General features: G+C 69.2%; 21 protein-coding genes and 1 tRNA gene. 8 read left to right on the top strand and 14 right to left on the bottom strand.

All coding sequences use genetic code 11. From position 1 onward, the window contains the following. Positions 1-2 precede the first annotated feature (2 nt). From V5F49_RS21105 to V5F49_RS21115, 3 genes are read right to left on the bottom strand one after another with little or no spacing between them, the layout of a single operon-like run. Positions 3-1,193, bottom strand: a complete 1,191-nt coding sequence (locus V5F49_RS21105; protein WP_394115233.1) for an ABC transporter permease — start codon at positions 1,191-1,193, stop codon at positions 3-5. Further along, positions 1,190-2,164 (bottom strand): ABC transporter ATP-binding protein, encoded by a 975-nt coding sequence (locus V5F49_RS21110; protein ID WP_394115234.1) that lies wholly within the window; start codon positions 2,162-2,164, stop codon positions 1,190-1,192. Before V5F49_RS21110 ends, V5F49_RS21105 begins: the two co-directional genes overlap by 4 nt. Then, the gene (locus tag V5F49_RS21115) at positions 2,161-3,204 is read right to left on the bottom strand and encodes a polyprenyl synthetase family protein (RefSeq protein WP_394115235.1); all 1,044 of its coding nucleotides are present in this window, start codon (positions 3,202-3,204) and stop codon (positions 2,161-2,163) included. Before V5F49_RS21115 ends, V5F49_RS21110 begins: the two co-directional genes overlap by 4 nt. A gap of 179 nt (positions 3,205-3,383) precedes the next feature. Between V5F49_RS21115 and fni the strand changes: the two genes are divergently transcribed. Then, positions 3,384-4,412 carry a type 2 isopentenyl-diphosphate Delta-isomerase gene (gene fni, locus V5F49_RS21120; RefSeq protein WP_394115395.1) on the top strand — a complete coding sequence of 343 codons (1,029 nt, stop codon included), beginning with the start codon at positions 3,384-3,386 and terminating at the stop codon, positions 4,410-4,412. A 27-nt stretch (positions 4,413-4,439) separates the two neighbouring features. On the opposite strand, the gene V5F49_RS21125 is transcribed toward fni, so the two are convergent. After that, positions 4,440-5,279, bottom strand: a complete 840-nt coding sequence (locus V5F49_RS21125; protein WP_394115236.1) for a DUF1194 domain-containing protein — start codon at positions 5,277-5,279, stop codon at positions 4,440-4,442. 181 nt (positions 5,280-5,460) lie between these two features. Further along, a complete protein-coding gene (gene ribB, locus V5F49_RS21130) occupies positions 5,461-6,771 on the bottom strand; it encodes a 3,4-dihydroxy-2-butanone-4-phosphate synthase (RefSeq protein WP_394115237.1) in 1,311 nt (436 codons plus the stop codon). A 168-nt stretch (positions 6,772-6,939) separates the two neighbouring features. On the opposite strand from ribB, the gene V5F49_RS21135 reads away from it, so the two are divergent. Together V5F49_RS21135 and V5F49_RS21140 are read left to right on the top strand one after the other, a co-directional pair. Then, a complete protein-coding gene (locus V5F49_RS21135; RefSeq protein WP_394115238.1) occupies positions 6,940-7,128 on the top strand; it encodes a hypothetical protein in 189 nt (62 codons plus the stop codon). Continuing rightward, on the top strand, positions 7,129-7,728 hold the full coding sequence (locus V5F49_RS21140; protein WP_394115239.1) for a hypothetical protein: 600 nt from the start codon (positions 7,129-7,131) through the stop codon (positions 7,726-7,728). It abuts the gene before it with no gap. Between the two features lie 10 nt (positions 7,729-7,738). Here V5F49_RS21140 and aroC read toward each other — a convergent pair whose 3' ends face one another. Continuing rightward, the gene (gene aroC / locus V5F49_RS21145; RefSeq protein WP_394115240.1) at positions 7,739-8,851 is read right to left on the bottom strand and encodes a chorismate synthase; all 1,113 of its coding nucleotides are present in this window, start codon (positions 8,849-8,851) and stop codon (positions 7,739-7,741) included. 179 nt (positions 8,852-9,030) lie between these two features. Here aroC and V5F49_RS21150 point away from each other — a divergent pair, with 179 nt between their 5' ends. Beyond that, a complete protein-coding gene (locus tag V5F49_RS21150) occupies positions 9,031-10,350 on the top strand; it encodes a hemolysin family protein (protein WP_394115241.1) in 1,320 nt (439 codons plus the stop codon). Between the two features lie 33 nt (positions 10,351-10,383). On the opposite strand, the gene V5F49_RS21155 is transcribed toward V5F49_RS21150, so the two are convergent. From V5F49_RS21155 to fabI, 4 genes are all read right to left on the bottom strand, one after another. After that, positions 10,384-11,136 (bottom strand): hypothetical protein, encoded by a 753-nt coding sequence (locus tag V5F49_RS21155; RefSeq protein WP_394115242.1) that lies wholly within the window; start codon positions 11,134-11,136, stop codon positions 10,384-10,386. Positions 11,137-11,282: 146 nt separating this feature from the next. Further along, a complete protein-coding gene (locus V5F49_RS21160) occupies positions 11,283-11,873 on the bottom strand; it encodes a histidine phosphatase family protein (protein ID WP_394115243.1) in 591 nt (196 codons plus the stop codon). A 56-nt stretch (positions 11,874-11,929) separates the two neighbouring features. Beyond that, a complete protein-coding gene (locus tag V5F49_RS21165) occupies positions 11,930-12,436 on the bottom strand; it encodes a hypothetical protein (protein ID WP_394115244.1) in 507 nt (168 codons plus the stop codon). A 38-nt stretch (positions 12,437-12,474) separates the two neighbouring features. Next, on the bottom strand, positions 12,475-13,302 hold the full coding sequence (fabI, locus tag V5F49_RS21170; protein WP_394115245.1) for an enoyl-ACP reductase FabI: 828 nt from the start codon (positions 13,300-13,302) through the stop codon (positions 12,475-12,477). Between the two features lie 153 nt (positions 13,303-13,455). Here fabI and V5F49_RS21175 point away from each other — a divergent pair. Then, positions 13,456-13,532 (top strand) — tRNA-Pro (locus V5F49_RS21175). A gap of 267 nt (positions 13,533-13,799) precedes the next feature. On the opposite strand, the gene V5F49_RS21180 is transcribed toward V5F49_RS21175, so the two are convergent. After that, a complete protein-coding gene (locus V5F49_RS21180) occupies positions 13,800-14,972 on the bottom strand; it encodes an MFS transporter (protein WP_394115246.1) in 1,173 nt (390 codons plus the stop codon). Next, positions 14,969-16,402 carry an HdeD family acid-resistance protein gene (locus V5F49_RS21185; protein ID WP_394115247.1) on the bottom strand — a complete coding sequence of 478 codons (1,434 nt, stop codon included), beginning with the start codon at positions 16,400-16,402 and terminating at the stop codon, positions 14,969-14,971. Before V5F49_RS21185 ends, V5F49_RS21180 begins: the two co-directional genes overlap by 4 nt. 123 nt (positions 16,403-16,525) lie before the next feature. Here V5F49_RS21185 and V5F49_RS21190 point away from each other — a divergent pair, with 123 nt between their 5' ends. Beyond that, positions 16,526-16,762, top strand: coding sequence for a hypothetical protein (locus V5F49_RS21190; protein WP_394115248.1), 237 nt, complete (start codon positions 16,526-16,528; stop codon positions 16,760-16,762). A gap of 7 nt (positions 16,763-16,769) precedes the next feature. Here the strand turns inward: V5F49_RS21190 and mgtE are convergent, their stop codons facing one another. Then, positions 16,770-18,134, bottom strand: coding sequence for a magnesium transporter (gene mgtE / locus V5F49_RS21195; RefSeq protein WP_394115249.1), 1,365 nt, complete (start codon positions 18,132-18,134; stop codon positions 16,770-16,772). A gap of 120 nt (positions 18,135-18,254) precedes the next feature. Next, entirely contained in the window at positions 18,255-18,866 is a 612-nt protein-coding gene (locus V5F49_RS21200; RefSeq protein WP_394115250.1) for a carbonic anhydrase, read from the bottom strand. Positions 18,867-19,038: 172 nt separating this feature from the next. Here V5F49_RS21200 and V5F49_RS21205 point away from each other — a divergent pair, with 172 nt between their 5' ends. Both V5F49_RS21205 and urtA read left to right on the top strand, forming a co-directional pair. After that, a complete protein-coding gene (locus V5F49_RS21205; RefSeq protein ID WP_509210720.1) occupies positions 19,039-19,221 on the top strand; it encodes a hypothetical protein in 183 nt (60 codons plus the stop codon). 475 nt (positions 19,222-19,696) lie between these two features. Beyond that, positions 19,697-20,932 (top strand): urea ABC transporter substrate-binding protein, encoded by a 1,236-nt coding sequence (gene urtA / locus V5F49_RS21210; RefSeq protein ID WP_394115396.1) that lies wholly within the window; start codon positions 19,697-19,699, stop codon positions 20,930-20,932. Positions 20,933-21,048 lie beyond the last annotated feature (116 nt).

Below are 21,048 nucleotides of genomic sequence, written 5' to 3' on the forward strand. Positions count from 1 at the left end.
CCTCAGGCGAGGCGAACCTGCCGGCGGATCAGCCACAGCGTCAGCAGCGCCCCGGCCAGCGCATAGACGAGCAGCACGCCGAGGGAGGGCGCAAGCTCGCCCAGCGCCTCGCCGCGCCACAGGGCGCCCTGGAATGCCTCGATGCCCCAGGCGGTGGGGGTGAAGGCGCCCACCTGCTGGAGCCATTCCGGCATCAGGAACCGCGGCACCATGCTGCCGCCGACCGCCGACAGCAGCAGCACCGTGAAGTTGGAGAGGGTGTTCGCCTGCTGCCGGGTGCGGGCGGCGGCCGCGATGGGCAGCGCGATGCCCGCCGCCGCCGCCGAGGCTGCCGTCGCCACCAGCACGAAGGTGCCCAGATGCCGTACCACATGGACGCCATAGACCAGTTGCGCCACCGCGAACAGCACGGCCGAGAGGGCGAGGCCCTGGAGCACCAGAAAGCCGAGCTTGCCGGCGACCAGCGCCGCGGCGCCGCCCCGCGCCATCACCACCCGGTCGAACACGCCGGTGCGCCGCTCGTCCACCAGCCCGGCGGCGCCCTGCACCGCGGAGAACAGCAGGAACAGCATGGCGATGGCGCCGGCGTAATAGCTCACCGTCGGCTCGGTGCGCCGGCCGGGCAGGGGCTGGCGCTCGATCAGGCTCGCCGCGCCATCGGCCACCAGCTGCGGCGCCTTGGCGATGGAGCGTTCCAGCCGGTCCTGCTGCTCGGCGGAGAAGGGCCCCACCAGCACCTCGATCTGCCCGGCCACACGGCGGATGGCGAGGCCCGGCAGATCCTCGTTGAACACCCGCTGGATGCGGGCAGACAGCAGCGCGGCCGCGACATTGCGCGCCTGGTCGGTGACGACGAGCAGCGGCGGCTTGTCGGTGGGGGCGCCCACGTCGCCGCGCACCACCAGCCCCACGTCGGCGGTCCCGTCGGCGACACGGCCGGCCACCTCCGCCGGGCTCACGAGGGTGAGATTGATGTCGGGCGCCCGGTCCAGCGCGTCGAGAAAGACCGTGGCCGCCGGCGCGTCGGTCGCGCGGGCCGCGGCCACCTTCACCAGCGAGGCCTCGCCTCCGGTGCCCGCGAACACCGCCGCGAACAGCATGAACAGCACCGGCGGCAGCACGAACGTCATGGTCAGCGCGCCCTTGTCGCGCATCAGCGTCAGGGCCATGGCGCGCATGATGGAGGCGATCACGGATGGCGCTCCGCGGTCATGGCGGCATAGAGGGCGTCGAGCCCGGCGGCCTGCAGGGAGATGGTGCGTGGCACGAGGCCCGCGGCCTTCAGGGCGGCGATGAGGTCGCCCGCCGCCTCGGGGGTGTCCTCCACCATGCCGCTGAAGGCGGTGGCGTTCAGCTCGCCCGTGAGCCCGCGCGCCGCAAGCACCTGCCGGCCGGGGAAGCGGGGCGGCGTCGCGAAGGTGACCTCCACCCGTCGCCGGTTGGGAAAGCGGGCGGCCACCAGCGCGCCCAGTTCGCCCTCCAGCACCACGCGGCCCTCGGTGAGGATGGCGACGCGGCTCGCCACCTCCTCTGCAAAGGCGAAATCGTGGGTGATGAGCAGGATGCCGAGCCCCTCGGCGGCGAGGTCGCGCACCAGCGCGGCAAGCTCGGCCCGCGCAGGCGCGTCCACGCCCACGGTCGGCTCGTCCAGCACCAGCAGGCGCGGCTCGCCCACCAGCGCGGCAGCGACGTTGGCCCGCCGCTGCCAGCCGCCGGACAGGCGATCGATGCGCTCGTCGCGCCGCTCCGCGATGCCGGTGCGGGCCATGACGCGCGCGACGCAGTCCGGCACCGCGCGCCGGGCCACGCCGGCGAGGCGGGCGAAGATGGAGAGGTTCTCGCCGATGGTGAGGGAGCGGTAGAGGGCGATGTCCTGGGGGGCGAGGCCGATGCGCGCGCGCGCCTCCACCTCCGCCGCGGGCCGGCCGCAGACCTGGACCGCGCCCGCGCGCGGGGCGATCCGCCCGCAGATGGCGCGCACCAGCGTGGTCTTGCCCGCGCCGTTCGGGCCGATGAGGGCGGTCACCGTGCCGGGCTGGACTGTCAGATCGACGCCGGCGAGCACGTCCCGCGCGCCATACCCCGCATGAAGCCCGACGATGGCCAGCGGGGCGGCAGGGTTGTTGTCTCTCGCTTCGTCTCGATGTCGGGGCGCGGCGCTCACGGCGCCAGCGGCCCCATCAGCTCGCCAAAGGCAGCAATCATGAAGTCTCGCAGGGGCTCCTGCCCCTCCTTGTTGGGCCCCAGTTCTTTAGAGGCTGCGAGCGCGCCCGCCAAGTGCTCGGACAGGAGCTTGCGCGCCCGCGGCGCGCCCAGCGAGGCGATGACGGTAACCTTGTGCGCATCCTTGCCCACATCCTTGCCGAGGGCGGCGACCGAGGAGGAAGCGTCGAGGATGTCGTCGAGGATCTGGTAGGCGCGGCCCACGTGGCTCGCCAGCGCGCGCAGGTGCGCGGTCTGCGCATCGTCCGCCCCGGCCACCAGCGCGCCGATCTCGGCGGCGGCGCTGAACAGGACGCCGGTCTTGCGGCGGTTCACGTCCTCGGTGGCGGCGAGGCTGCGGCCGGTGCTGGGGCGCAGGTCGTCATATTGCCCGCCGCACAGGCCGAGGGAGCCGACCGCCAGCGACAGGATGGCCACCGCCTCCACCCGTGCGCGGTCGCTGGCACCGGGGGCGGCTGCCGCCACGCCGAAGGCGCGCGAGAGCAGGGCGATGGAGGCAAGGACGGCCACGTCCTCGCCGAACTTCACATGGGTGGTCGGCTGGGACCGCCGCATGGCGGCGTCGTCCATGCAGGGCAGGTCGTCCACGATGAGGGACGAGGCGTGGATCATCTCCAGCGCGCAGCCGAAGTCGAGCGCGGCGTGCTCGGACGCGTTCAGCTGGATCGCCGACGCGATGGCGAGCAGCGGCCGCAGGCGCTTGCCGGGGGCGAGCAGGATATGGCGCATGGCCGCGTGCAGCACCGCCGGCTGGCTGGCCGCCGGCGGGACCAGCAGGCCGAGCCGCCGGTCCACCACCGCGCGCAGGTAGGACAGATCGCGCGAGCGGGGCGGAAAGGGAATCCCCGCTTCCTCACCCGCCTCGGGCAGCTCCGCGACCGCCACGGCGACGCCGAGCCCGTTCTGTGACGCGCCCGCCCGCGACGCTTCCCGCAGCCCCTCCGCCGGGTTGTGCCGATCCCCTCTGCCCTTTTGGCCCATCTACGCCCCTCTCCTCCGCACGCGTCGAGCCGCGCCCCCGCACGGCGGAATACGTTGCCTTGAATGACTTTAGATCACCGCTTATGGAAGGAAGCCAGAGCGCGGGGGCGACCGCGCGCGAGAATTTGCCGGCGTGTGGCGTCCTCGCCGCGGCTGCCGGCGCGGTCCGGCGGGGAATGATGGACGAGGGCGAGGCCGGACGGCGCAAGGAAGACCACATCGACATCGTGCTGTCCGGCGGGCGGGTCGCCTCGCGGCTGGATGCCGGGTTCGATCGGATCCGCTTCATCCACTGCGCCGTGCCCGAGCTCGATCTCGATGCCGTGGACCTGCGCACCCGGGTCCTCGGGCGGGATCTGAACGCCCCGCTCCTGATCTCCGCCATGACCGGCGGTCCGGCCCGCTCGCACGCCATCAACGCGCGCCTGGCCGAGGCCGCGCAGGCGCTGGGCATCGCCCTCGGCGTCGGCTCCCAGCGCATCGCCATCGAGAACGGCGGCTCGGCGGGCCTCGACGGGGACCTGCGGCGGCGCGCGCCGGACATCCTGCTTCTCGCCAATCTCGGTGCCGCCCAGCTGTTCGGCGAGGGCGGGATGGACGGGGCGCGGCGGGCGGTGGAGATGATCGGCGCCGATGCCCTCGTCGTCCATCTCAACCCGTTGCAGGAAGCCATCCAGACCGGCGGCGACCGCGACTGGCGCGGGGTGCTGGAGCGCATCGCCGCCGTGTGCGCCGCCCTGCCGGTGCCGGTGGTGGTTAAGGAGGTGGGGTTCGGCCTCTCGGCAGATGTGGCGCGGCGGCTCGTTGCGTGCGGCGTCGCGGCGCTCGACGTGGCGGGCGCGGGTGGCACCAACTGGGCGCTGGTGGAAGGCGAGCGCGGCACCGGCCGGCCGCGCGCGATCGCTTCGGCCTTCGCCGACTGGGGCATTCCCACCGCCACGGCGGTGGTCGAGGTGCGCGCGGCCTGTCCCGACGTGCCGCTGATCGCCTCGGGCGGGGTGCGTCACGGGGTGGATGCGGCCAAGGCCATCCGGCTGGGCGCCGATCTCGTGGGGCAGGCGGCCGGAACGCTTCAGGCTGCCGTCACGTCCACCGAGGCGGTGGTGGAGCATTTCGCCGTGGTGGCTGAGCAGCTGCGCATCGCCTGCTTCTGCGCCGGCGCGGGCGACCTTGCCGCCCTGCGCCGGGTGCCGCTCGCCGAGGGATAAGGCGCGCGGGTCACGGACGCGGGGCGTTCAGTTCGCCCAGTGGTCGAGCCAGATGCGTTCGCCGATGGTGCAGGAAATGCGCGGCTGCTCCGCCGAGGCGTGCCGCACCTGGGCGGGGGCGCCGGGCAGGGGAACGGGCTTCGGCATCAGCCCCGCCACTTCCATCACCAGCTTGGTGCGGATGGCGCGGGCGAATTCCTCCATCTGCTGCACCGGAATGACGAAGGCGCCGGCGCCGCCGATGACGCAATCCTCGTAATAGACATCGAGCTCCGGGATATCGAGGGCTGAGGTGCCGGTGCGCTTCATCAGCAGCGGCAGGCCGTTGATGGTGATCCCCCGCCGCACCACGGAATCGCGCGCCAGCGCCACCGGGGGGCCCTGATTGTTCACGCCATCGCCCGAGACGTCGATGACGCGCCTGAGGCCGCGGTAGCCGTTGAGATCGAACTGGTCGGCGCTGAACAGCAGCGCGCTGGAGATGGAGGTGCGGTAGATCCGCCGGATGGGCGCCGCCCGCACCGCCTCGGCGAAGGCGCGCGCGGTCTCCGGGCCGTCGATGATGCGCCAGTCCACCACCACCTTCTGCTCGCCCTCGCCGGCCCATTCCACGTACTCCACCGCGATCCGGCCGGTGGGGCCGGTGCGCAGGGCGTCGAGGAACTCGCGGGAGACGATGGCGGTGGCGTAGCCCTCGCGCTGGAGCGCCTGCTCCTCCGTGTCCATGGAATAGGAGATGTCCACGGCGAGGACGAGCTCCACATCCACCGGGACGCTGCCGGGGGGGCCTGCCACCGCGGGCCCTGCGGCCAGTGCCAGTGACAGGGCGATGCAAAACCGGGACATGAGGCGACGCGCAAGAGTCATCTTCTCCCCCCTGGTGGACAGGAGCGGCATCACATCACCGGGATGCTGACACCTTCCTGTCGGGCGGAGAAGACGCGAGCCGGCTCACGGCCGGTCACGTTTTGCGGCGTAAGCGTTGCAAATGCTCGCGCAGGACGGCGCCGGGGCGCCGTCTTCGTTGTGTCACAGAGGGTTGGGGGCCTCAGCCCTCCAGCGTCTCGGTATCGACGATCTCGATGCCGAAGCCGGCGATGCCCACATAGGTGCGCGCCTTGGAGGCCAGGAGGCGGATGGAGACGATGCCGAGATCCCGCAGGATCTGCGCGCCCAGCCCCACCTCGCGCCAGTGGCGATCGCGCTCGGCCTCGCTGGAGGTCTTCTCGCCGGCGCCGATGGCCACCGGCGGCACGCCCGCCGTGCCGTCGCGCAGATAGACGAGGACGCCGCGGCCCTCGGCCTCGATGCGCGCCAGCGCCTTCTGGATGGTCTTGCCGCCGGCGAAGGCGTCGGCCACCGGATCGGCGCGGTGCAGGCGCACCAGCACCTTCTCGCCGTCGCCGATGCGGCCCTTCACCAGCGCCAGATGGTTCACCGGGTCGAAGGGCGTCACATAGGAATAGCCCTGCAGCTCGCCGATGGAGGTGGGCACGGGGAACTCGGCGGCGCGGGTCACCAGCTTCTCGCGGGCCTGGCGGTAGGAGATGAGATCCGCCACCGAGATGCGGGTGAGGCCGTGCTTCTCGGCGAAGGCGGAAACCTGCGGGCCGCGCTGCACGGTGCCGTCGTCATTCACCAGCTCGGCGATGACGCCCACCGGCGGGACGCCGGCCAGCCGGCACAGGTCGACCGCCGCCTCGGTGTGGCCGGAGCGCATGAGCACGCCGCCTTCCTTGGCGATGAGCGGGAACACGTGACCCGGCCGCACGAAATCGCCGGCGCCCATGTTGGGGTTGGCGAGCGCGCGCACGGTGTTGGTGCGCTCCTCGGCGGAGATGCCGGTGGTGGTGCCGTGCTTCACGTCGATGGAGATGGTGAAGGCGGTGCCCATGGGTGCGTCGTTGTTGGACACCATGGGATCAAGCCGCAGCCGCTTGGCCTCGGACGGGGGCAGGGGGGTGCAGACGATGCCCGAGGTGTTGCGGATGACGAAGGCCATCTTCTCCGGCGTCGCCAGCGAGGCGGCGAGGATGAGATCGCCCTCGTTCTCGCGGTCGTCGTCGTCGGTCACGACGATGATCTCGCCGCGCGCGAAGGCTTCGATGGCGGACTGGACGCGGGACTGGGTGCTGTCGGTCACGGGCAAACCTCGGATGCTGGGCGCTGGGAGCCCGAGGAAATCGTTCGGCGTGACGGCATGCCCGGTCGCCTCCGCGATCTTCTCGGCGGTCTCGCGGGAGATCCAGGCGCGCTCATCGTTGCACAGCGCAGTGACGCTGGCGGGGGACATGCCCACCTGCCGCGCGAAGGCGCTGCGCTTCGTTCCGGTTGCCGAAAGCCATTCCGCGAGCTTCATGGGCGCAGCATAGCGTGGCGATTTTCAGTGACAATGAAAATTTCTCGACGTTTCGAGAGGGCTGAATGCATCGTTCGTGCCCTCGCATCATCGGATCGAGAAAGGGGCCCCTTTCCTGCAGAAAGGGATCCTTGTATCTTCCATTTGAATGTCCGTGAGGAGCTGCCGATGACGGAAGACGATCTTAAGGCGTTCCGGCGTGCTCTGGCGACCGTGCGTTCCAAGTTCGGCAATGACCGTGAGGGGGCGATCCGGCTTCTCAGGGAAGAAGGCGTTGTGACCGCCGAGGGCAAACTCACTGAGCATTATGCCGAGGGGGTGGAAGCCGTCCGTCGCTCCAAGGAGCGGGCGGCCTGATTGCATCGCCTGTCCGCATCGTTTGTGCTCGGCTACCACGGTTGTGACGCCTCTGTGGCCGAAGAGTTATTGAGCGGGAACGCTTTTCGCCAAAGCCAGAATCACCATGATTGGCTCGGTCACGGAATCTATTTTTGGGAAGCCAATCCCAAGCGCGCCCTGGAATTCGCTGGAGAGCTTAAGACCCGAAATGCGGGTCGGCCCGGAGCCATCATGACTCCAGCCGCGATTGGAGCGGTAATTGATCTGGGCTTTTGTCTTGACCTCATCTCCTCCAATGGAATTGCCGCTGTTCGGGATGCCCACTCGAGTTTCATTGAGTACATCAACCATGTCGGTTCTGAGATGCCCAAGAACCACCTTGGCGACGACCTACTCCTGCGGGATCTGGATTGCGCGGTAATAAATCACCTCCATAAGGTCCGTGCCGTGGCGGAGCCAGTTCTGCCGCAATTTGACACCGTTCGAGGTGTCTTCCTGGAGGGCAACCGGATCTACGAATCTTCGGGCTTCTTTGAGAAGACACACATCCAGATCTGTGTTTGTAGCGCGGCCTGCATCAAGGGCGTGTTCCGGATTCCTTCAGAACATCTTGCCTGATTGACCCGGCTCAGGCGCCGAACGGCCAGGCCGGGCTCTCGCCCACCTGTCCGCGATGGCGCAGCAGGTGGTCGGCCAGCACGCACCACACCATGGCCTCGCCCACCGGCACGGCGCGGATGCCGACGCACGGGTCGTGACGGCCCTTGGTGAAGATCTCCGTCTCGTGCCCGGCGCGGTCCACCGTCTGCCGGGGCGTGAGGATGGAGGAGGTGGGCTTCAGCGCGAACCGGGCGACGATGGGCGCCCCGGTGGCGATGCCGCCCAGCACCCCGCCCGCATGGTTGGCAAGGAAGTGCGGACGCCCCTCGTTGCCGAGGCGCATCTCGTCGGCGTTCTCCTCGCCGGTGAGGCGGGCGGCATTGAAGCCCTCGCCGATCTCCACGCCCTTCACCGCATTGATGCCCATGAGGGCGGACGCCAGATCCGCATCGAGCTTGCCGTAGAGCGGCGCGCCGAGGCCCGGGGGAACGCCCTCGGCGACCACCTCGACCACGGCGCCGATGGAGGAGCCGGCCTTGCGCACGGCATCCAGATACTGTTCCCAAAGGGGCACTGTGCGGGCGTCCGGGCAGAAGAAGGGATTGTTGGGCACCTCGTCCCAGTCCCAGCGGCTGCGGTCGATCTGGATCTCGCCGATACGCACGACGGCGCCGCGCACCTTCACGCCCGGCAGCACCTTGGCGGCGATGGCGCCGGCCGCCACCCGCGTTGCGGTCTCGCGCGCCGAGGAGCGCCCGCCGCCGCGATGGTCGCGGATGCCATACTTGATGTCGTAGGTGAAGTCGGCGTGGCCCGGCCGGTAGGCTCCGGCGATGTCGTTGTAATCCTTGGACCTCTGGTCCACGTTCTCGATCAGGAGCGCGATCGGGGTGCCGGTGGTCACCAGCCCGCCCTCGGGGTGGGGCAGGGTGCCGGAAAGCACCTTCACCTCATCCGGCTCGCGCCGCTGGGTGGTGAAGCGCGACTGTCCCGGCCGGCGCCGGTCGAGCGCCGCCTGCACCTCCTCTACGGAAAAGCGCAGGTTGGGCGGGCAGCCGTCCACCACGCAGCCGATGGCGACCCCATGGCTTTCGCCGAAGGTGGTGACCCGAAACAGGTGCCCGAACGTGTTGAACGACATGACGCGGCAAAACCCCTCGCTCGTTCCGGCTCAATAGACGAGGAACGCCGGCAAGGAAACGTCCATCTCCGTGCGCCGAGGACGCAAGCGGCGCACCGTCGGCGGCAAATGTGGCGGACGTGTCACACAGCACGCCCACGATGTGCTATGAGGAGCGCGACGGAGCCCATTTCCCCGCCATGCCTTTGCTCGAAATCCTGATCGTCCTGTTCCTGGTGTTGCTGAATGCCGTTCTTGCAGCAGCGGAATTGTCCATCGTCTCTTCCCGTCCGGCGCGGCTGAAGTCGCTTGCCGATCGCGGCCGGCGCGGCGCCGGCGCGGCGCTGCGGCTCGGGGCCGATCCGGGACGCTTCCTCTCCACGGTGCAGATCGGCATCACCCTCATCGGCATCCTCGCCGGCGCCTTCTCGGGCGCGAGCCTGGGCGAGCAACTGGGCACGGCGCTGGCGGATGCCGGCATGTCGCCCACGTTCGCCCATCCGGTGGGTTACGCGGCGGTGGTGGCTGCCATCACCTATGTCTCGCTGGTGATCGGCGAGCTCATCCCCAAGCGGCTGGCGCTGCAGAATCCGGAACCGCTCGCCTGCCTCGTGGCGCCGCTGATGGTGAGCCTGTCCAAGATCTCCGCGCCCGCCGTGTGGCTGCTGGATGTCTCCACCCGCATGGTGCTGAAGCTGCTGGGTGATCGTGCCGGCAGCTCCGGCGGCGTCACCGACGAGGAGATCCGCGCGATCATCACCGAGGCCGAGACCGCCGGCGTCATCGATCCCGCCGAGCGGCGAATGATCGCCGGCGTCATGCGCCTCGCCGACCGTCCGGTCACCGCCATCATGACGCCGCGGCCGGACGTGGAATGGGTGGACATCTCCAAGGACGCGGAAGAGGTGCGTACCGTCCTGCTGCAGACGCCGCACTCGCGCCTGCCGGCCTGCGAGGGCTCGCCGGAGGAGACCATCGGCGTCATCCAGGCCAAGCGCGTGCTCGACGCCTACCTGAAGGGCGAGCGGCCGGACCCGCGCCAGTATGTGCAGACGGTGCCGTTCATCGTCGAGAACGTGGGCGCGCTCGAGGCCATGCGCATCCTGCGCGGCGCCGAGGTGCCCATGGCCATCGTGGTGGACGAGTATGGCGACATGGCCGGCCTCGTCACCGGCTACGACCTGCTCCTCGCCATCACCGGCTCGGTGGACGCGCTGGAGGACGAAACCGGCCATCGCAACGTGGTCGAGCGGCAGGACGGCAGCTATCTGGTGGCGGGCGAAACCCCCATCGACGAGCTGCGCGACCTCCTGGACGTCGCCTTTCCGGTGGACGACGGCTACCACACGGTGGCCGGCTTCGCCCTTTCCCACACCAAGGAGCTGCCCCAGGAGGGCGCGGTGTTCACCGCGCTCGGCTGGCGGTTCGAGATCGTGGACATGGACGGGCGGCGCATCGACAAGCTCCTGGTCTCGCGCCCCCGCGTGCTCCATCGCCAGAAGGTCGCGGGCGAGGCCTGACCCGGCCCCGCCCCGGTTTGCTGGCCCGGCGCCTCAGTCCCGCCGGGCGAGGGAGCGCAGGTAGCCCTCGTATTCCTCGGTCAGCTCCATATCCACGCCGAAGGCATTCTTCAGCAGGATGTTGGCGACGAAGGCCTGATCGTTGCGCGGATCGGCCAGCGTCTCGCGCAGCACGGGAACCGTGTCCTCGATATGCTTGAGGAAGGCGATGCCCTTCTCCAGCGTCTCGTTCCATTTGGCGCGGTGCCACAGGGCCAGCGGGTACATGATCTCGTGCACGAAGTTGGACTTGCGCGCCTTCTCGAAGAAGCGCAGCCCCGCGCTCCAGTTCTCCTTGGCGCGCAGGGGCGGCGGGGGAATGTCGCCCAGCAGCATCTTCTTGCCCGCCTGGCCGACGAAATCATCCAGCGTCACCGGCGCGTCGATCTGGGCGCGGAAGTGCCAGAGGGCGAAATTGCCGGGATATTCCTTGCCCATCATCTCGATGAGGCCGGCGTCCACCTTGTCCACGGCCGCCTTGTCGCCCTTGAGTGCGGCCGTCATGCAGAAGGCGAACACCGCGTCATTCCCCACATTGTGGACGCCGCCGTGGGCGAGCTCGGCCGACGTGAGGGCTGGCGTGACGCCGTCCGCCGGCACCTGGGTCTCCCCCGCGCGCAGCTGGGTGATGAACCGCGTGATCTCGAGCCAGCCCATGATGTGGGCGAGGAAGGCGTCCGGGTCCACGTGGACCACGGCGAGATTGAGCGGCATCTTCCGCTTCTGCAGTTCGGCCATGTCGGTCATGCAACGGGTCCCCCGGGGGCTCGGGTGAAAAGGCGCCAAAAATCGGCCGTCCGGTCGTGTTCGCGACACGGGTTCGGCCGTACACCCCTGATGCAGCAAGAAAAATGCCAGCGCCCCGCGTCCCTTGCGCTGGCTTGGGCGGGGGCCTAGTCGGCCACCTCGAAGCGGCCGCCCGACACCACATAGACCGCGCCCTGCCGGACGGGGAGGATCGCCGCCTCGCCCTCGGGCATGCCGGCGTTCAGGTGCAGCAGCGCGCGGATGACGCCGCCGTGGGTGACGATCACCGAATCCTGGTCCAGCCCGGCGCAGGCGGCGTTCACCCGGTCGCACAGGTGGCGGTAGCTCTCGCCGCCGGGAGGGGCGAAGTTCCACGGATCGAGGTCGCGCCGGCGCACGCCCTCATGGTCGCGGCGGCGCAGCTCGGGCCAGGTCTGGCCCTCCCATTGCCCGAAGGAGATTTCGGCAAGGCGGATGTCGGTGGAAAACTCCGCCGCCGGCAGGTCGAGGCTGGTGCGCAGGATGCGCATGGTCTCCACCGCGCGCGACAGCGGGCTGGCGACATAGGTGAGCACGCGGGGATCACCCGCGAGCTGGTGCAGCACGCGCCCGACCCGCCCCGCCTGGATGCGCCCGAGGGCGTTCAGGGGAACGTCCCGGCGGCCCTGGAGGCGGCCGACCACGTTCCAGTCGGTCTCGCCGTGCCGCACCAGGAAATAGCGTCGCGTCGTGGTCATGGCTCTCGCATCGGCGCGGCGGACGGGCCCCGTGGCCCGGCATCCGGCCTGTGGGTTCAGCGCGGCGGCAGCGTGATGACGTGGTCGTACCACGCACCCCGCGGCGGATAGGTGACGCGCAGGGCGATGGTGGAGCCCGGCGCCGCCTTGCCCTTGAAGCTCACCACCACGCCCTTCAGCTGCCGGCCGAGGCACAGCGTGGTGGCACCGCCGTCGATGGCGCGGGCGGTGAAGCTGCCGTAGCCGATCATCACCTTGCCGCCGGGCGGGGCGGACAGCACGCGGATGGTCGGCACCTGCGTCTGCTGGCAATTGAAATCGGCCGTGCCGGCGGCGAACAGCGCCGCGCGCGTGCCCGTGCCGCCGATGTAGTAGCCGACCCCGTACTCGGAGGGCGTCACATAATCCGGAAACACCGCGCCGCCGGGGCCGAAGATGCGGTCCTGCAGCGGGTATTGCTGCAGGCTCGGCGGGCTCTGGGCGAATGCGGCGCCGGCGGAAGCCGCGAGCCCGGCCACAAGCACGAGTGCGGAAAGGGCGGCGCGGGGGAAGGTCGCCGGCATCGGTCGCGGTCTCCTCGGATGGGGCGGGGCTGTGCGGATCAATCGCGCACGAGGGCGAGGTCGGGCGCGTCGGGGTGCTTCATGCCCACGATATGATACCCGGCATCCACATGATGCACCTCGCCGGTCACACCGCGCGACAAATCGGAGAGGAGATAGACGCTGGTGTCGCCAACCTCGTCGGTGGTGACGGTGCGGCGCAGCGGCGAGTTCAGCTCGTTCCACTTCAGGATGTAGCGGAAATCGCCGATGCCGGAGGCCGCCAGCGTCTTGATGGGGCCGGCGGAGACGGCGTTGACGCGGATGGCCTTGGGGCCGAGATCCGCCGCCAGATACCGCACGCTCGCCTCGAGCGCGGCCTTGGCGACGCCCATCACGTTGTAGTGCGGCATCCACTTCTCGGCGCCGTAATAGGTGAGGGTCAAGAGCGAGCCGCCGTTGTTCATCAGCTTCTCAGCCCGCTTCGCGATGGCGGTGAAGGAGTAGCAGGAGATGAACATGGTCTTGGTGAAATTGTCCGCCGTGGTATCCACGTAGCGGCCGTCCAGTTCGTCCTTGTTGGAGAAGGCGATGGCGTGGACCACGAAATCGAGGTTGCCGAACAGCTTCTCGGTCTCGGCGAAGACGGCGTCCATGGTCTCCGGCTCGGTCACGTCGCAATGGCCGACGAGATGGCCGCCGAGCTCCGCGGCCAGCGGCTCAACCCGCTTCTTCAGCGCCTCGCCCTGATAGGTGAGGGCGATCTCTGCCCCCTGGGCGCGCGCCGCCTTGGCGATTCCGTAGGCGATCGACCGGTTGTTGGCGACGCCCAGAATCAGCCCGCGCTTGCCCTTCATGAGACCGCTCGCGAAACCGTCCGTCGCCATTGACCCAACTCCAGATGCTCAAGCCATTGATGCCGCATGGCACCGCCATGGGCGCGCATCCTATGGCATGGGGCAATCCACCGTTCAAGCGACGCGGAATGACTCTCCCCCTTGCATCCCGGAAAGGGCACGGCTATACGCAGCGCTCTGGATCGGAGTGTAGCGCAGTCTGGTAGCGCACCACGTTCGGGACGTGGGGGTCGCAGGTTCAAATCCTGCCACTCCGACCAGCTGAAGGCGCCTCTCCCGCAGCGCCATTTTCCCAGTCCCTTCAAGCATAAAGCCAAGCGCCCGCAGCCTTGTGACCGCCTGCGCGCGAAGTCCTTCGCGTTCCTGCGCCGGCGCGCTCGACGGCTCACGCGCGGGGGTGTTCGCCGGCATGTGTGAGCTTACGGAAGGGCACGAATCGGACACGGTGAGCGGGATGGCGCCCGGTGGGGTTCGCGCCGCCGAATCGGGGCCGCAGTCGGAATCGTCGTGATTCTCCCGGCGGGAGCTCAGGCGCTGCCGCGCAGCCGCCAGGCGGCGAGGGCGAAGCCGGCGCAGGCCAGCGTCGCGAAGACGGCAAGGCCGTGCGGGTGGACCTGCATGGCAAGACCCGCCCCCAGCGGGCCCACGAGCGCGCCGAGCCCCCAGAACAGGCCCGACACCGCGTAGATTCCCACGAGGTCGCCGCCCCGGAACCGGCTGCCGACCAGCGTGATCATGATGGTGTAGATGCCAACGAAGCAGCCGCCCCACGCGAACAGCAGGGCATAGGTCGCCACCGTGCTGCCCAGCGCCAGCGGCCAGACCGCCGCGCCCGCGGCCGCGAGCACGGCGAGGGTGATCACCAACCGGCGCCGGTCCACGGTGTCGCCCAGCCAGCCGATGGGCAGCTGCAGCACGATGGCGCCGACCATCATCACCGACATCAGCCGCGTCGCATTCTCCTCGCCCCAGCCGAGATTGACGGCATAGAGGGCGAGGAACGACAGGCCGGCGGTCTCGATGGCGGCATTCAGCATGGTCGCGCCCAGCGCGAGGGGGGCGAGGCGCACGTAGCGCACGGGATTGTTCACGGTCGGCTCGTCGAAATGCGGCGCCGCCACCCGCGGGGAGGCAACGAACACGGCTGCCACCAGCGCGATGGCCGCGCCGACCATGTAGGGCAGAGCCCCGCCGGTGCCGACAAACGAGAGAATCAGGGGCCCCAGCGCGAGCCCCACCGACAGCGCCGCCGTATAGGCCGCCATGGAGCGGGCACGCGTGGCCTCGGTCGAGAGGGCGTTGATCCACGTCTCGGAGGTCACGAACAGCGCCTCCGCCGCCATCCCCAGCAGCAGCCGCAGCACGAACCACAAGGCGAGCGGCTGCAGCAGCGGGAACGCGCCGAGCGCGAGCGCCGACAGGCCGATGGAGAGGAGAATCAGCCGCCGCGGCCCCAGCGTCGCCACCAGCCGCGGCAGCGCGACGGCGGTGATGAGCACGCCGATGGCGTGCATGGCGGCATTGGCGCCGATCACGGTCTCGCTGAGTCCGCGGGCGGCGAGGTCGAAGGCGATCAGCGGCGCGCTGAGCGAATAGGTGAGGCCGAACACCATGGCGGTGGCGATGACCGCGCCGCGCGCCAGCACCGATCCGGGGACCTCGGAGGCAAGCGGGAGCGCGGCGGGGGCATCGTCGGTCATCGGTCTTCCGTCACGGTGCGGCGGTGGCCGGCGGGAGAGGGCGCGGCGGCCGGTTCCGGAGCGTCGGGCGCGCGGGAGCGGCGCAGGCGGTTCAGGAAATCGGCGAGGCGGGCGGCGAAGGGCGGCGGCGCCGGCTCGACGATGCGCTGGAGCGTGCGCGCATAGTCGAGCACGAGGCCGGGGGTCCAGCTCATGGCCGCGGCGCGGGAGCGGATGTAGGCGGCGGCCCAGACGTCCGGATTGGCCATGAGGCGCGCCACCCGAAGCCACGGCAGGCGGGTCGCCAGCGCGCCCTCCAGCGCCGAATCAAGAGCGGCCGCAACGGCCACCGAGCAGTTGCGGTCGGTGAGGTTGTAGGTGGCCTCCTGCCGGTAGCCGGCCCAGAAGGCGCGCAGGCGCCGGGCATCGAACCGGGTGAACTCCACCCGCTGGTCGGCTTCGCACCAGTTGGCCGATTCATAGGCGTAGGAGGGCTGGAACCGGCCCTTCACGTCATTCTCCGCGGTGGCGCGCAGCAGCCGGGCGAACTCGTCCGGCGGGTGCTCGATCTCCTCGGCGGGGTAGTGGCTGATGTAGAGGTCGGGCCGCAGCTCCAGCGCCGCGTGACCGGTGGAAATGGCGCCCGAGCGATCGACGGCGGCGATGTAGCGGTCGATCAGCGGCCGCCGGCCGGGGACATCCGCGGAGCCGACCGGCGTCCACACCAGCACCGTCATCGGCCCCTCGGAGGGCGGCAGGGGGACGCTGTCGTCCACGATGACGGGCGCGTTGTCGTACCAGCTGCGCGCGCCGTAGATCGGCAGCGTGAGGATGGCCATTTCCGAGAGGTGGGCCCGCAGCATCAGGCTGGCCCGCAGCAGGATCCATCCGGACATGAGCAGCAGCAGCGCGATGCCCACCGGCACCTTGAGGTCGTAGGACAGAGGCCAGTGGCTCGCAACCAGCCCCGCCAGCGCGAGCTCCACCGCACCCATGGCCGCTGTCGCGCGCCACAGGCGGAAGCGCACCACCAGCGCGGTTGCGATGCGCGCCAGCCCGTCCAGCACGAACGCTCCCGCGAACAGCAGCGACAGGGTCATGGCATCGCGCTCGGGATAGTCGACGATGAAGCTGCCGAGCAGGACGAGGACGAAGCCGCGCACCAGGGCGAGGCCGCGGCTCGACGGGTCGGTGAGGGCGAGGGCGGTGGCGAGCCCGAGCAGCCCCTCGAACACGAACACCGCGCCGAACACCTGCGTCGCCACGGACATGGTGCCGTCCATGGCATCGAGCAGGATCAGACCGGCGATGCCCATCAGCGCCAGCGCCAGCAGGGTCATCACCCACCAGCGGTCGCGCAGGGCACGGGCCCCGACGAGAAGAAAGGCGAGCTGGACCATGTCGGGGCGGGGCGGCTCTCGGGTGGGGTGCTGTTGGGGCAGGTGGGGCACGATGACCCGCCACGCTGCCCGGTGCAAGTCCGCCACGCCGCCGCCGCGCGGGAGGAACCGACGGTCGCGCCCGGGGTTGCCATCAGGGCAACCGAACCCGGCCGGGCAGACGAGGAGAACGCCATGGGCAATCACGACGTGGAGCGGCTGAAGGCAGACGCATCCGGCAATACCGGCCTCAGCGCCGTGCTGGCGGAAGAGGTGGACCGATTCTCCAGCACCGAGGACGCCGTGCGCTTCCTCGCCTCGCGCGGGTTCGAGGTGACCGCCGCCGACCTTGCGGCCGCGGCGGCCGACGCCGCCCCCGTCGAGGGTGAGGGCGGCTACGGGGCGCTGATGCGCTTCATCCGCCAGGGCTAGGCTGCCCTCACAGGATGGTGCCGTGCAGGAACAGCCACGCCACCGAGAAGTAGATGACGATGCCGGTCACATCCACCAGCGTGGCGATGAACGGGGCTGAGGCGGTGGCCGGATCGAACCCGAGCCGCTTGAGCAGGAACGGCAGCAGCGAGCCCGCCAGCGAGCCGAAGGTGACGATGCCGATGAGCGCCGCGCCGATGGTGGCGGCCAGCAGCTTCCAGTACTCGCCATAATCGAAGATGCCGGCTTCCTGCCAGATCACGATGCGCACGATGCCGATGACGCCAAGGATGGAGCCGAGCACGATGCCGGTGGGCAGCTCGCGCAGCGCCACCCGCCACCAGTCCCGCAGCCGCACCTGCTGCAGCGCCAGCGCGCGGATGATGAGGGAGGTGGCCTGCGAGCCCGAGTTGCCGCCCGAGCTCATGACCAGCGGAATGAACAGGGCCAGCACGATGGCCTTCTCGAGCTCGTCGGAGAACACCTGCATGGCCGAGGTGGTCAGCATCTCGGACAGGAACAGCACGCACAGCCAGCCGGCGCGCTTGCGGATCATCTCGCCGAAGGAGATGTCGAGGTAGGGCTCGTCGATGGCCTCCATGCCGCCCATGCGCTGCACGTCCTCGGTCTGCTCCTCGATCATGGCGTCGATGACGTCGTCCACGGTGACGATGCCGAGGACGTGGCCGGTGGTGTCCATGACCGGCACGGCGAGGAAATCGTACTTGGAGATGGTGCGCGCCACCTCCTCCCGCGGCATGTTCGCCGGCACGGTGATGGGCGCGTAGGGGTGCGCCACCGAGAGGATGGGCGCATCCGGCTTGCCCGAGATCAGCCGGCGCAGCGACACCGTGTTCACCAGCCGCTTGGTGGTGGGGTGCAGCACGTAGATGGCGTAGACCGTCTCGCGGCTGTGCTCCACCTCGCGGATGTGGTCGAGGGTCTGCTGCACCGTCCAGTCGGACGGCACGCTGACGAACTCGGTGGTCATCAGGGCGCCGGCTGTGCCTTCGGGATAGGTCAGCAGGTGGTCGATGGCGCCGCGCGCCTCCGTGCTGAGCGCCTCGCGCAGCCGGCTCTTGGCGGGCTCGCCGATCCAGCGCAGCACGTCGGCGGCGCGGTCGGTGGACATGCCCTCCAGCATGGCCAGCGCCTTGTCCTGCGGCAGCGCCTCCACCACCTCGCAGGCATCGTGGAACTGCGGCTGGTCGAGCACCTCCACGGCCCATTGCAGGGGCATGTGGGAGACCACCTCGGTCGCTTCCTCGGCCGTCTTGCCGTTCAGGAATTCGACGATGTCAGCCACATGCTCGCGCCCGAGGCGGGAGTTGATGGACGAATACTCGGTCTTCTGCAGGGTGGCGAGGTTCATGTGCTCTTCCCGGCCGCGTTCAAGGTCCGGGCGGCCGCAGCCGTCTGGACGTTATCCCGTTCCTTGCGTAAAGCGCCTGTCCGTCCGCCCTATGACAGCCGTGGCGAAAACTGTGGCGGATCAGACCGCCTGGAAGGTTCCGTCGTCCTGCAGCACCTCCAGCTGCCCCGTGGCGACGCCGAAATAGGCGCCGAGCAGCTTGAGGTCGCCGGCGCCGGCCCGCTCCGCAACCCACGGGAAGCTCGCGAGATTCGCCAGCGAGAGCTTGACGCAGCACTGCTCGCAGAACCGCTGCTTCTCGGTCGCCGGCAGGTCGGCGTCCTCGGCCATCAGGCGGGCGGGCTCGGCAATCTTCATCCAGCCGGCCACGAAGTCCTCGGCGCCGGGAGGGGCGCCCTCCAGCAGGGCGTGGATGCCGCCGCACTGGGCGTGGCCCATCACCACCACCTTCTTCACCTTGAGCACGCGGACCGCGAACTCGATGGCGGCCGAGGTACCGTGATAGTTTGTGTCCGGCTGGAACGGCGGCACCAGGTTCGCCACGTTGCGCACCACGAACATCTCGCCCGGGCCGGCATCGAAGATCATCTGGGGATCGACGCGGCTGTCCGAGCACGCGATCACCAGCGTCTCGGGCTTCTGCCCGCGCGCCGCCAGCGCCTCGAACAGCTGCTTGCGCTCGGGCCACGCGACTTCCCGAAATCTCCTGTACCCCGAGATCAGATCGCTCACGCCACGCTCCCTTGTCCGGATATGAGGCACGGAAGTCCCAGCCCGCGCGCGGAGTCAAGCCCGCATGCTGCATTGCATCGCCCGTCGCAGCGGCAGCGTCGCCATCACGTAAAGGCAAAGCCCGCCGGTCGGGCGGGGATGACCGGCGATGGATGCCTGCCGGATAGCGCCCGTGGTGCGTCTTTCGTCGGCGAACGGGAAGGCATCACGCGGAACTTGGCTGCGCCATCCGGCGTTTTCAAAGCAGTTCCAAGAACTCGTGACGAGGGAGAGGGAAATGCGTGGCCTTCTGCTCTGGCTGATGGGTGTTCCACTCTCGGTGGTGGTTCTGCTTTATCTGTTCCATGTCCTCTGATGCTTGAGGGGCGGAGGATGGGAACTTGTCGACGCGGATGGCGCGGCCGGAGGCATTCCGCCATCCTGCCCGCAAGCCGGTGTGCCTCAATCTGCGGCAAAACTCCCCGCTTGCGTGCGAAGTCGCGGAGCCTTGCCCCCTTTGGTGCCGGTAGTCCGCTGCGTTAGCACTGCCAAAGGATTCGCCCACGGATACGTATGCCTATTCTGTGGGCGGTTTCGGTCTGAGGAGGTGCCTAAGATCGCGTCAATCTGCGTCCTCGGCCGGCGCCCCGGCCTTGTCCTGCGATGCCCGTCCGCCACCGCCGTTGTGACGCAACGCGGCGGGGCCGTTGGCACGCGCCTTGCGAACCAATCCACCGGCCGGCCCGACGGGGCCGAAGCAACAGGGGAGAGAGCGAATGCTCGGTTTGCTGGGACAGGCGACCAGGAGGAAGTTCGGGGCGATCGTCGCGGGTGCCGTCGTGGCCAGCGCCATGGGTGTCGGCGCCTCGCGCGCCGCGGACGACACCATCAAGGTCGGCATCCTGCATTCACTGTCGGGCACCATGGCCATCAGCGAGACCACGCTGAAGGACGCGATGCTCATGCTCATCGAGGAGCAGAACAAGAAGGGCGGCGTGCTGGGCAAGAAGCTCGAGGCGGTGGTGGTGGACCCCGCCTCCAACTGGCCGCTGTTCGCCGAGAAGGCGCGCGAGCTCATCACCAAGGACAAGGTCGCGGCTGTGTTCGGCTGCTGGACCTCGGTGTCGCGCAAGTCCGTGCTGCCGGTGTTCAAGGAGCTGAACAACATCCTCTTCTACCCCGTCCAGTACGAGGGCGAGGAGAGCGAGCGCAACGTGTTCTACACCGGCGCCGCCCCCAACCAGCAGGCCATCCCGGCGGTGGACTACCTCGCCAACGAGGAGAAGGTGGAGCGCTGGGTGCTCGCCGGCACCGACTACGTCTATCCGCGCACCACCAACAAGATCCTCGAGGCGTATCTGAAGTCCCGCGGCGTGAAGGCCGAGGACATCATGATCAACTACACGCCGTTCGGTCATTCCGACTGGCAGACCATCGTCTCCGACATCAAGAAGTTCGGCTCGGCCGGAAAGAAGACCGCGGTGGTCTCCACCATCAACGGTGACGCCAACGTGCCCTTCTACAAGGAGCTGGCCAACCAGGGCATCAGCGCCAAGGACATTCCGGTCGTCGCCTTCTCGGTGGGCGAGGAAGAGCTCGCGGGCATCGATACCAAGCCGCTCGCCGGCCACCTTGCGGCATGGAACTACTTCATGTCCATCGACACGCCGGAGAACAAGGACTTCATCGCCAAGTGGCACGCCTTCACCAAGGATCCCAAGCGCGTCACCAATGACCCCATGGAGGCCCACTACATCGGCTTCAACATGTGGGTGAAGGCGGTGGAGAAGGCCGGCACGACCGATCAGGACAAGGTGATCGCCGCGCTGCCGGGCATCAAGCAGGCCAACCTCACGGGCGGCGTGTCCGAGATGCTGCCGAACCATCACATCACCAAGCCGGTGTTCATCGGCGAGATCGAGGGCAATGGCCAGTTCGACGTGGTGTGGAAGACCAAGGACCTCATCCCGGGCGAGGCGTGGTCGCGCTACCTCGAAGGTTCCAAGAACCTCGTCGCTGACTGGGTGAAGTACAATTGCGGCAACTTCGACACCACCAAGAACGTGTGCCTGTCGGCCGCCAAGTGATCGTCCAAGTAACGGTCCAGGTGATGGCCGTCAAGTGACGGTCGTCAAGTGATCGCCGGCGGCTGACGGCCGTCCGGCAACGGTCGAAGCGGCGGGGTTGCCTCGCGCCCCGTCCG

Source organism: Xanthobacter lutulentifluminis, assembly GCF_043194675.2.
Classification (GTDB): domain Bacteria; phylum Pseudomonadota; class Alphaproteobacteria; order Rhizobiales; family Xanthobacteraceae; genus Xanthobacter.

What these genes read in the sequence shown, in the direction of transcription:
- V5F49_RS21115 (WP_394115235.1), bottom strand. Translation starts at nt 3,204, where the DNA reads ATGGGCCAAAAGGGCAGAGGGGATCGGCACAACCCGGCGGAGGGGCTG.
- fni (WP_394115395.1), top strand. Translation starts at nt 3,384, where the DNA reads ATGGACGAGGGCGAGGCCGGACGGCGCAAGGAAGACCACATCGACATC.
- V5F49_RS21125 (WP_394115236.1), bottom strand. Translation starts at nt 5,279, where the DNA reads ATGACTCTTGCGCGTCGCCTCATGTCCCGGTTTTGCATCGCCCTGTCA.
- ribB (WP_394115237.1), bottom strand. Translation starts at nt 6,771, where the DNA reads ATGAAGCTCGCGGAATGGCTTTCGGCAACCGGAACGAAGCGCAGCGCC.
- V5F49_RS21135 (WP_394115238.1), top strand. Translation starts at nt 6,940, where the DNA reads ATGACGGAAGACGATCTTAAGGCGTTCCGGCGTGCTCTGGCGACCGTG.
- aroC (WP_394115240.1), bottom strand. Translation starts at nt 8,851, where the DNA reads ATGTCGTTCAACACGTTCGGGCACCTGTTTCGGGTCACCACCTTCGGC.
- V5F49_RS21150 (WP_394115241.1), top strand. Translation starts at nt 9,031, where the DNA reads ATGCCTTTGCTCGAAATCCTGATCGTCCTGTTCCTGGTGTTGCTGAAT.
- V5F49_RS21155 (WP_394115242.1), bottom strand. Translation starts at nt 11,136, where the DNA reads ATGACCGACATGGCCGAACTGCAGAAGCGGAAGATGCCGCTCAATCTC.
- V5F49_RS21160 (WP_394115243.1), bottom strand. Translation starts at nt 11,873, where the DNA reads ATGACCACGACGCGACGCTATTTCCTGGTGCGGCACGGCGAGACCGAC.
- V5F49_RS21165 (WP_394115244.1), bottom strand. Translation starts at nt 12,436, where the DNA reads ATGCCGGCGACCTTCCCCCGCGCCGCCCTTTCCGCACTCGTGCTTGTG.
- fabI (WP_394115245.1), bottom strand. Translation starts at nt 13,302, where the DNA reads ATGGCGACGGACGGTTTCGCGAGCGGTCTCATGAAGGGCAAGCGCGGG.
- V5F49_RS21180 (WP_394115246.1), bottom strand. Translation starts at nt 14,972, where the DNA reads ATGACCGACGATGCCCCCGCCGCGCTCCCGCTTGCCTCCGAGGTCCCC.
- V5F49_RS21190 (WP_394115248.1), top strand. Translation starts at nt 16,526, where the DNA reads ATGGGCAATCACGACGTGGAGCGGCTGAAGGCAGACGCATCCGGCAAT.
- mgtE (WP_394115249.1), bottom strand. Translation starts at nt 18,134, where the DNA reads ATGAACCTCGCCACCCTGCAGAAGACCGAGTATTCGTCCATCAACTCC.
- urtA (WP_394115396.1), top strand. Translation starts at nt 19,697, where the DNA reads ATGGGTGTCGGCGCCTCGCGCGCCGCGGACGACACCATCAAGGTCGGC.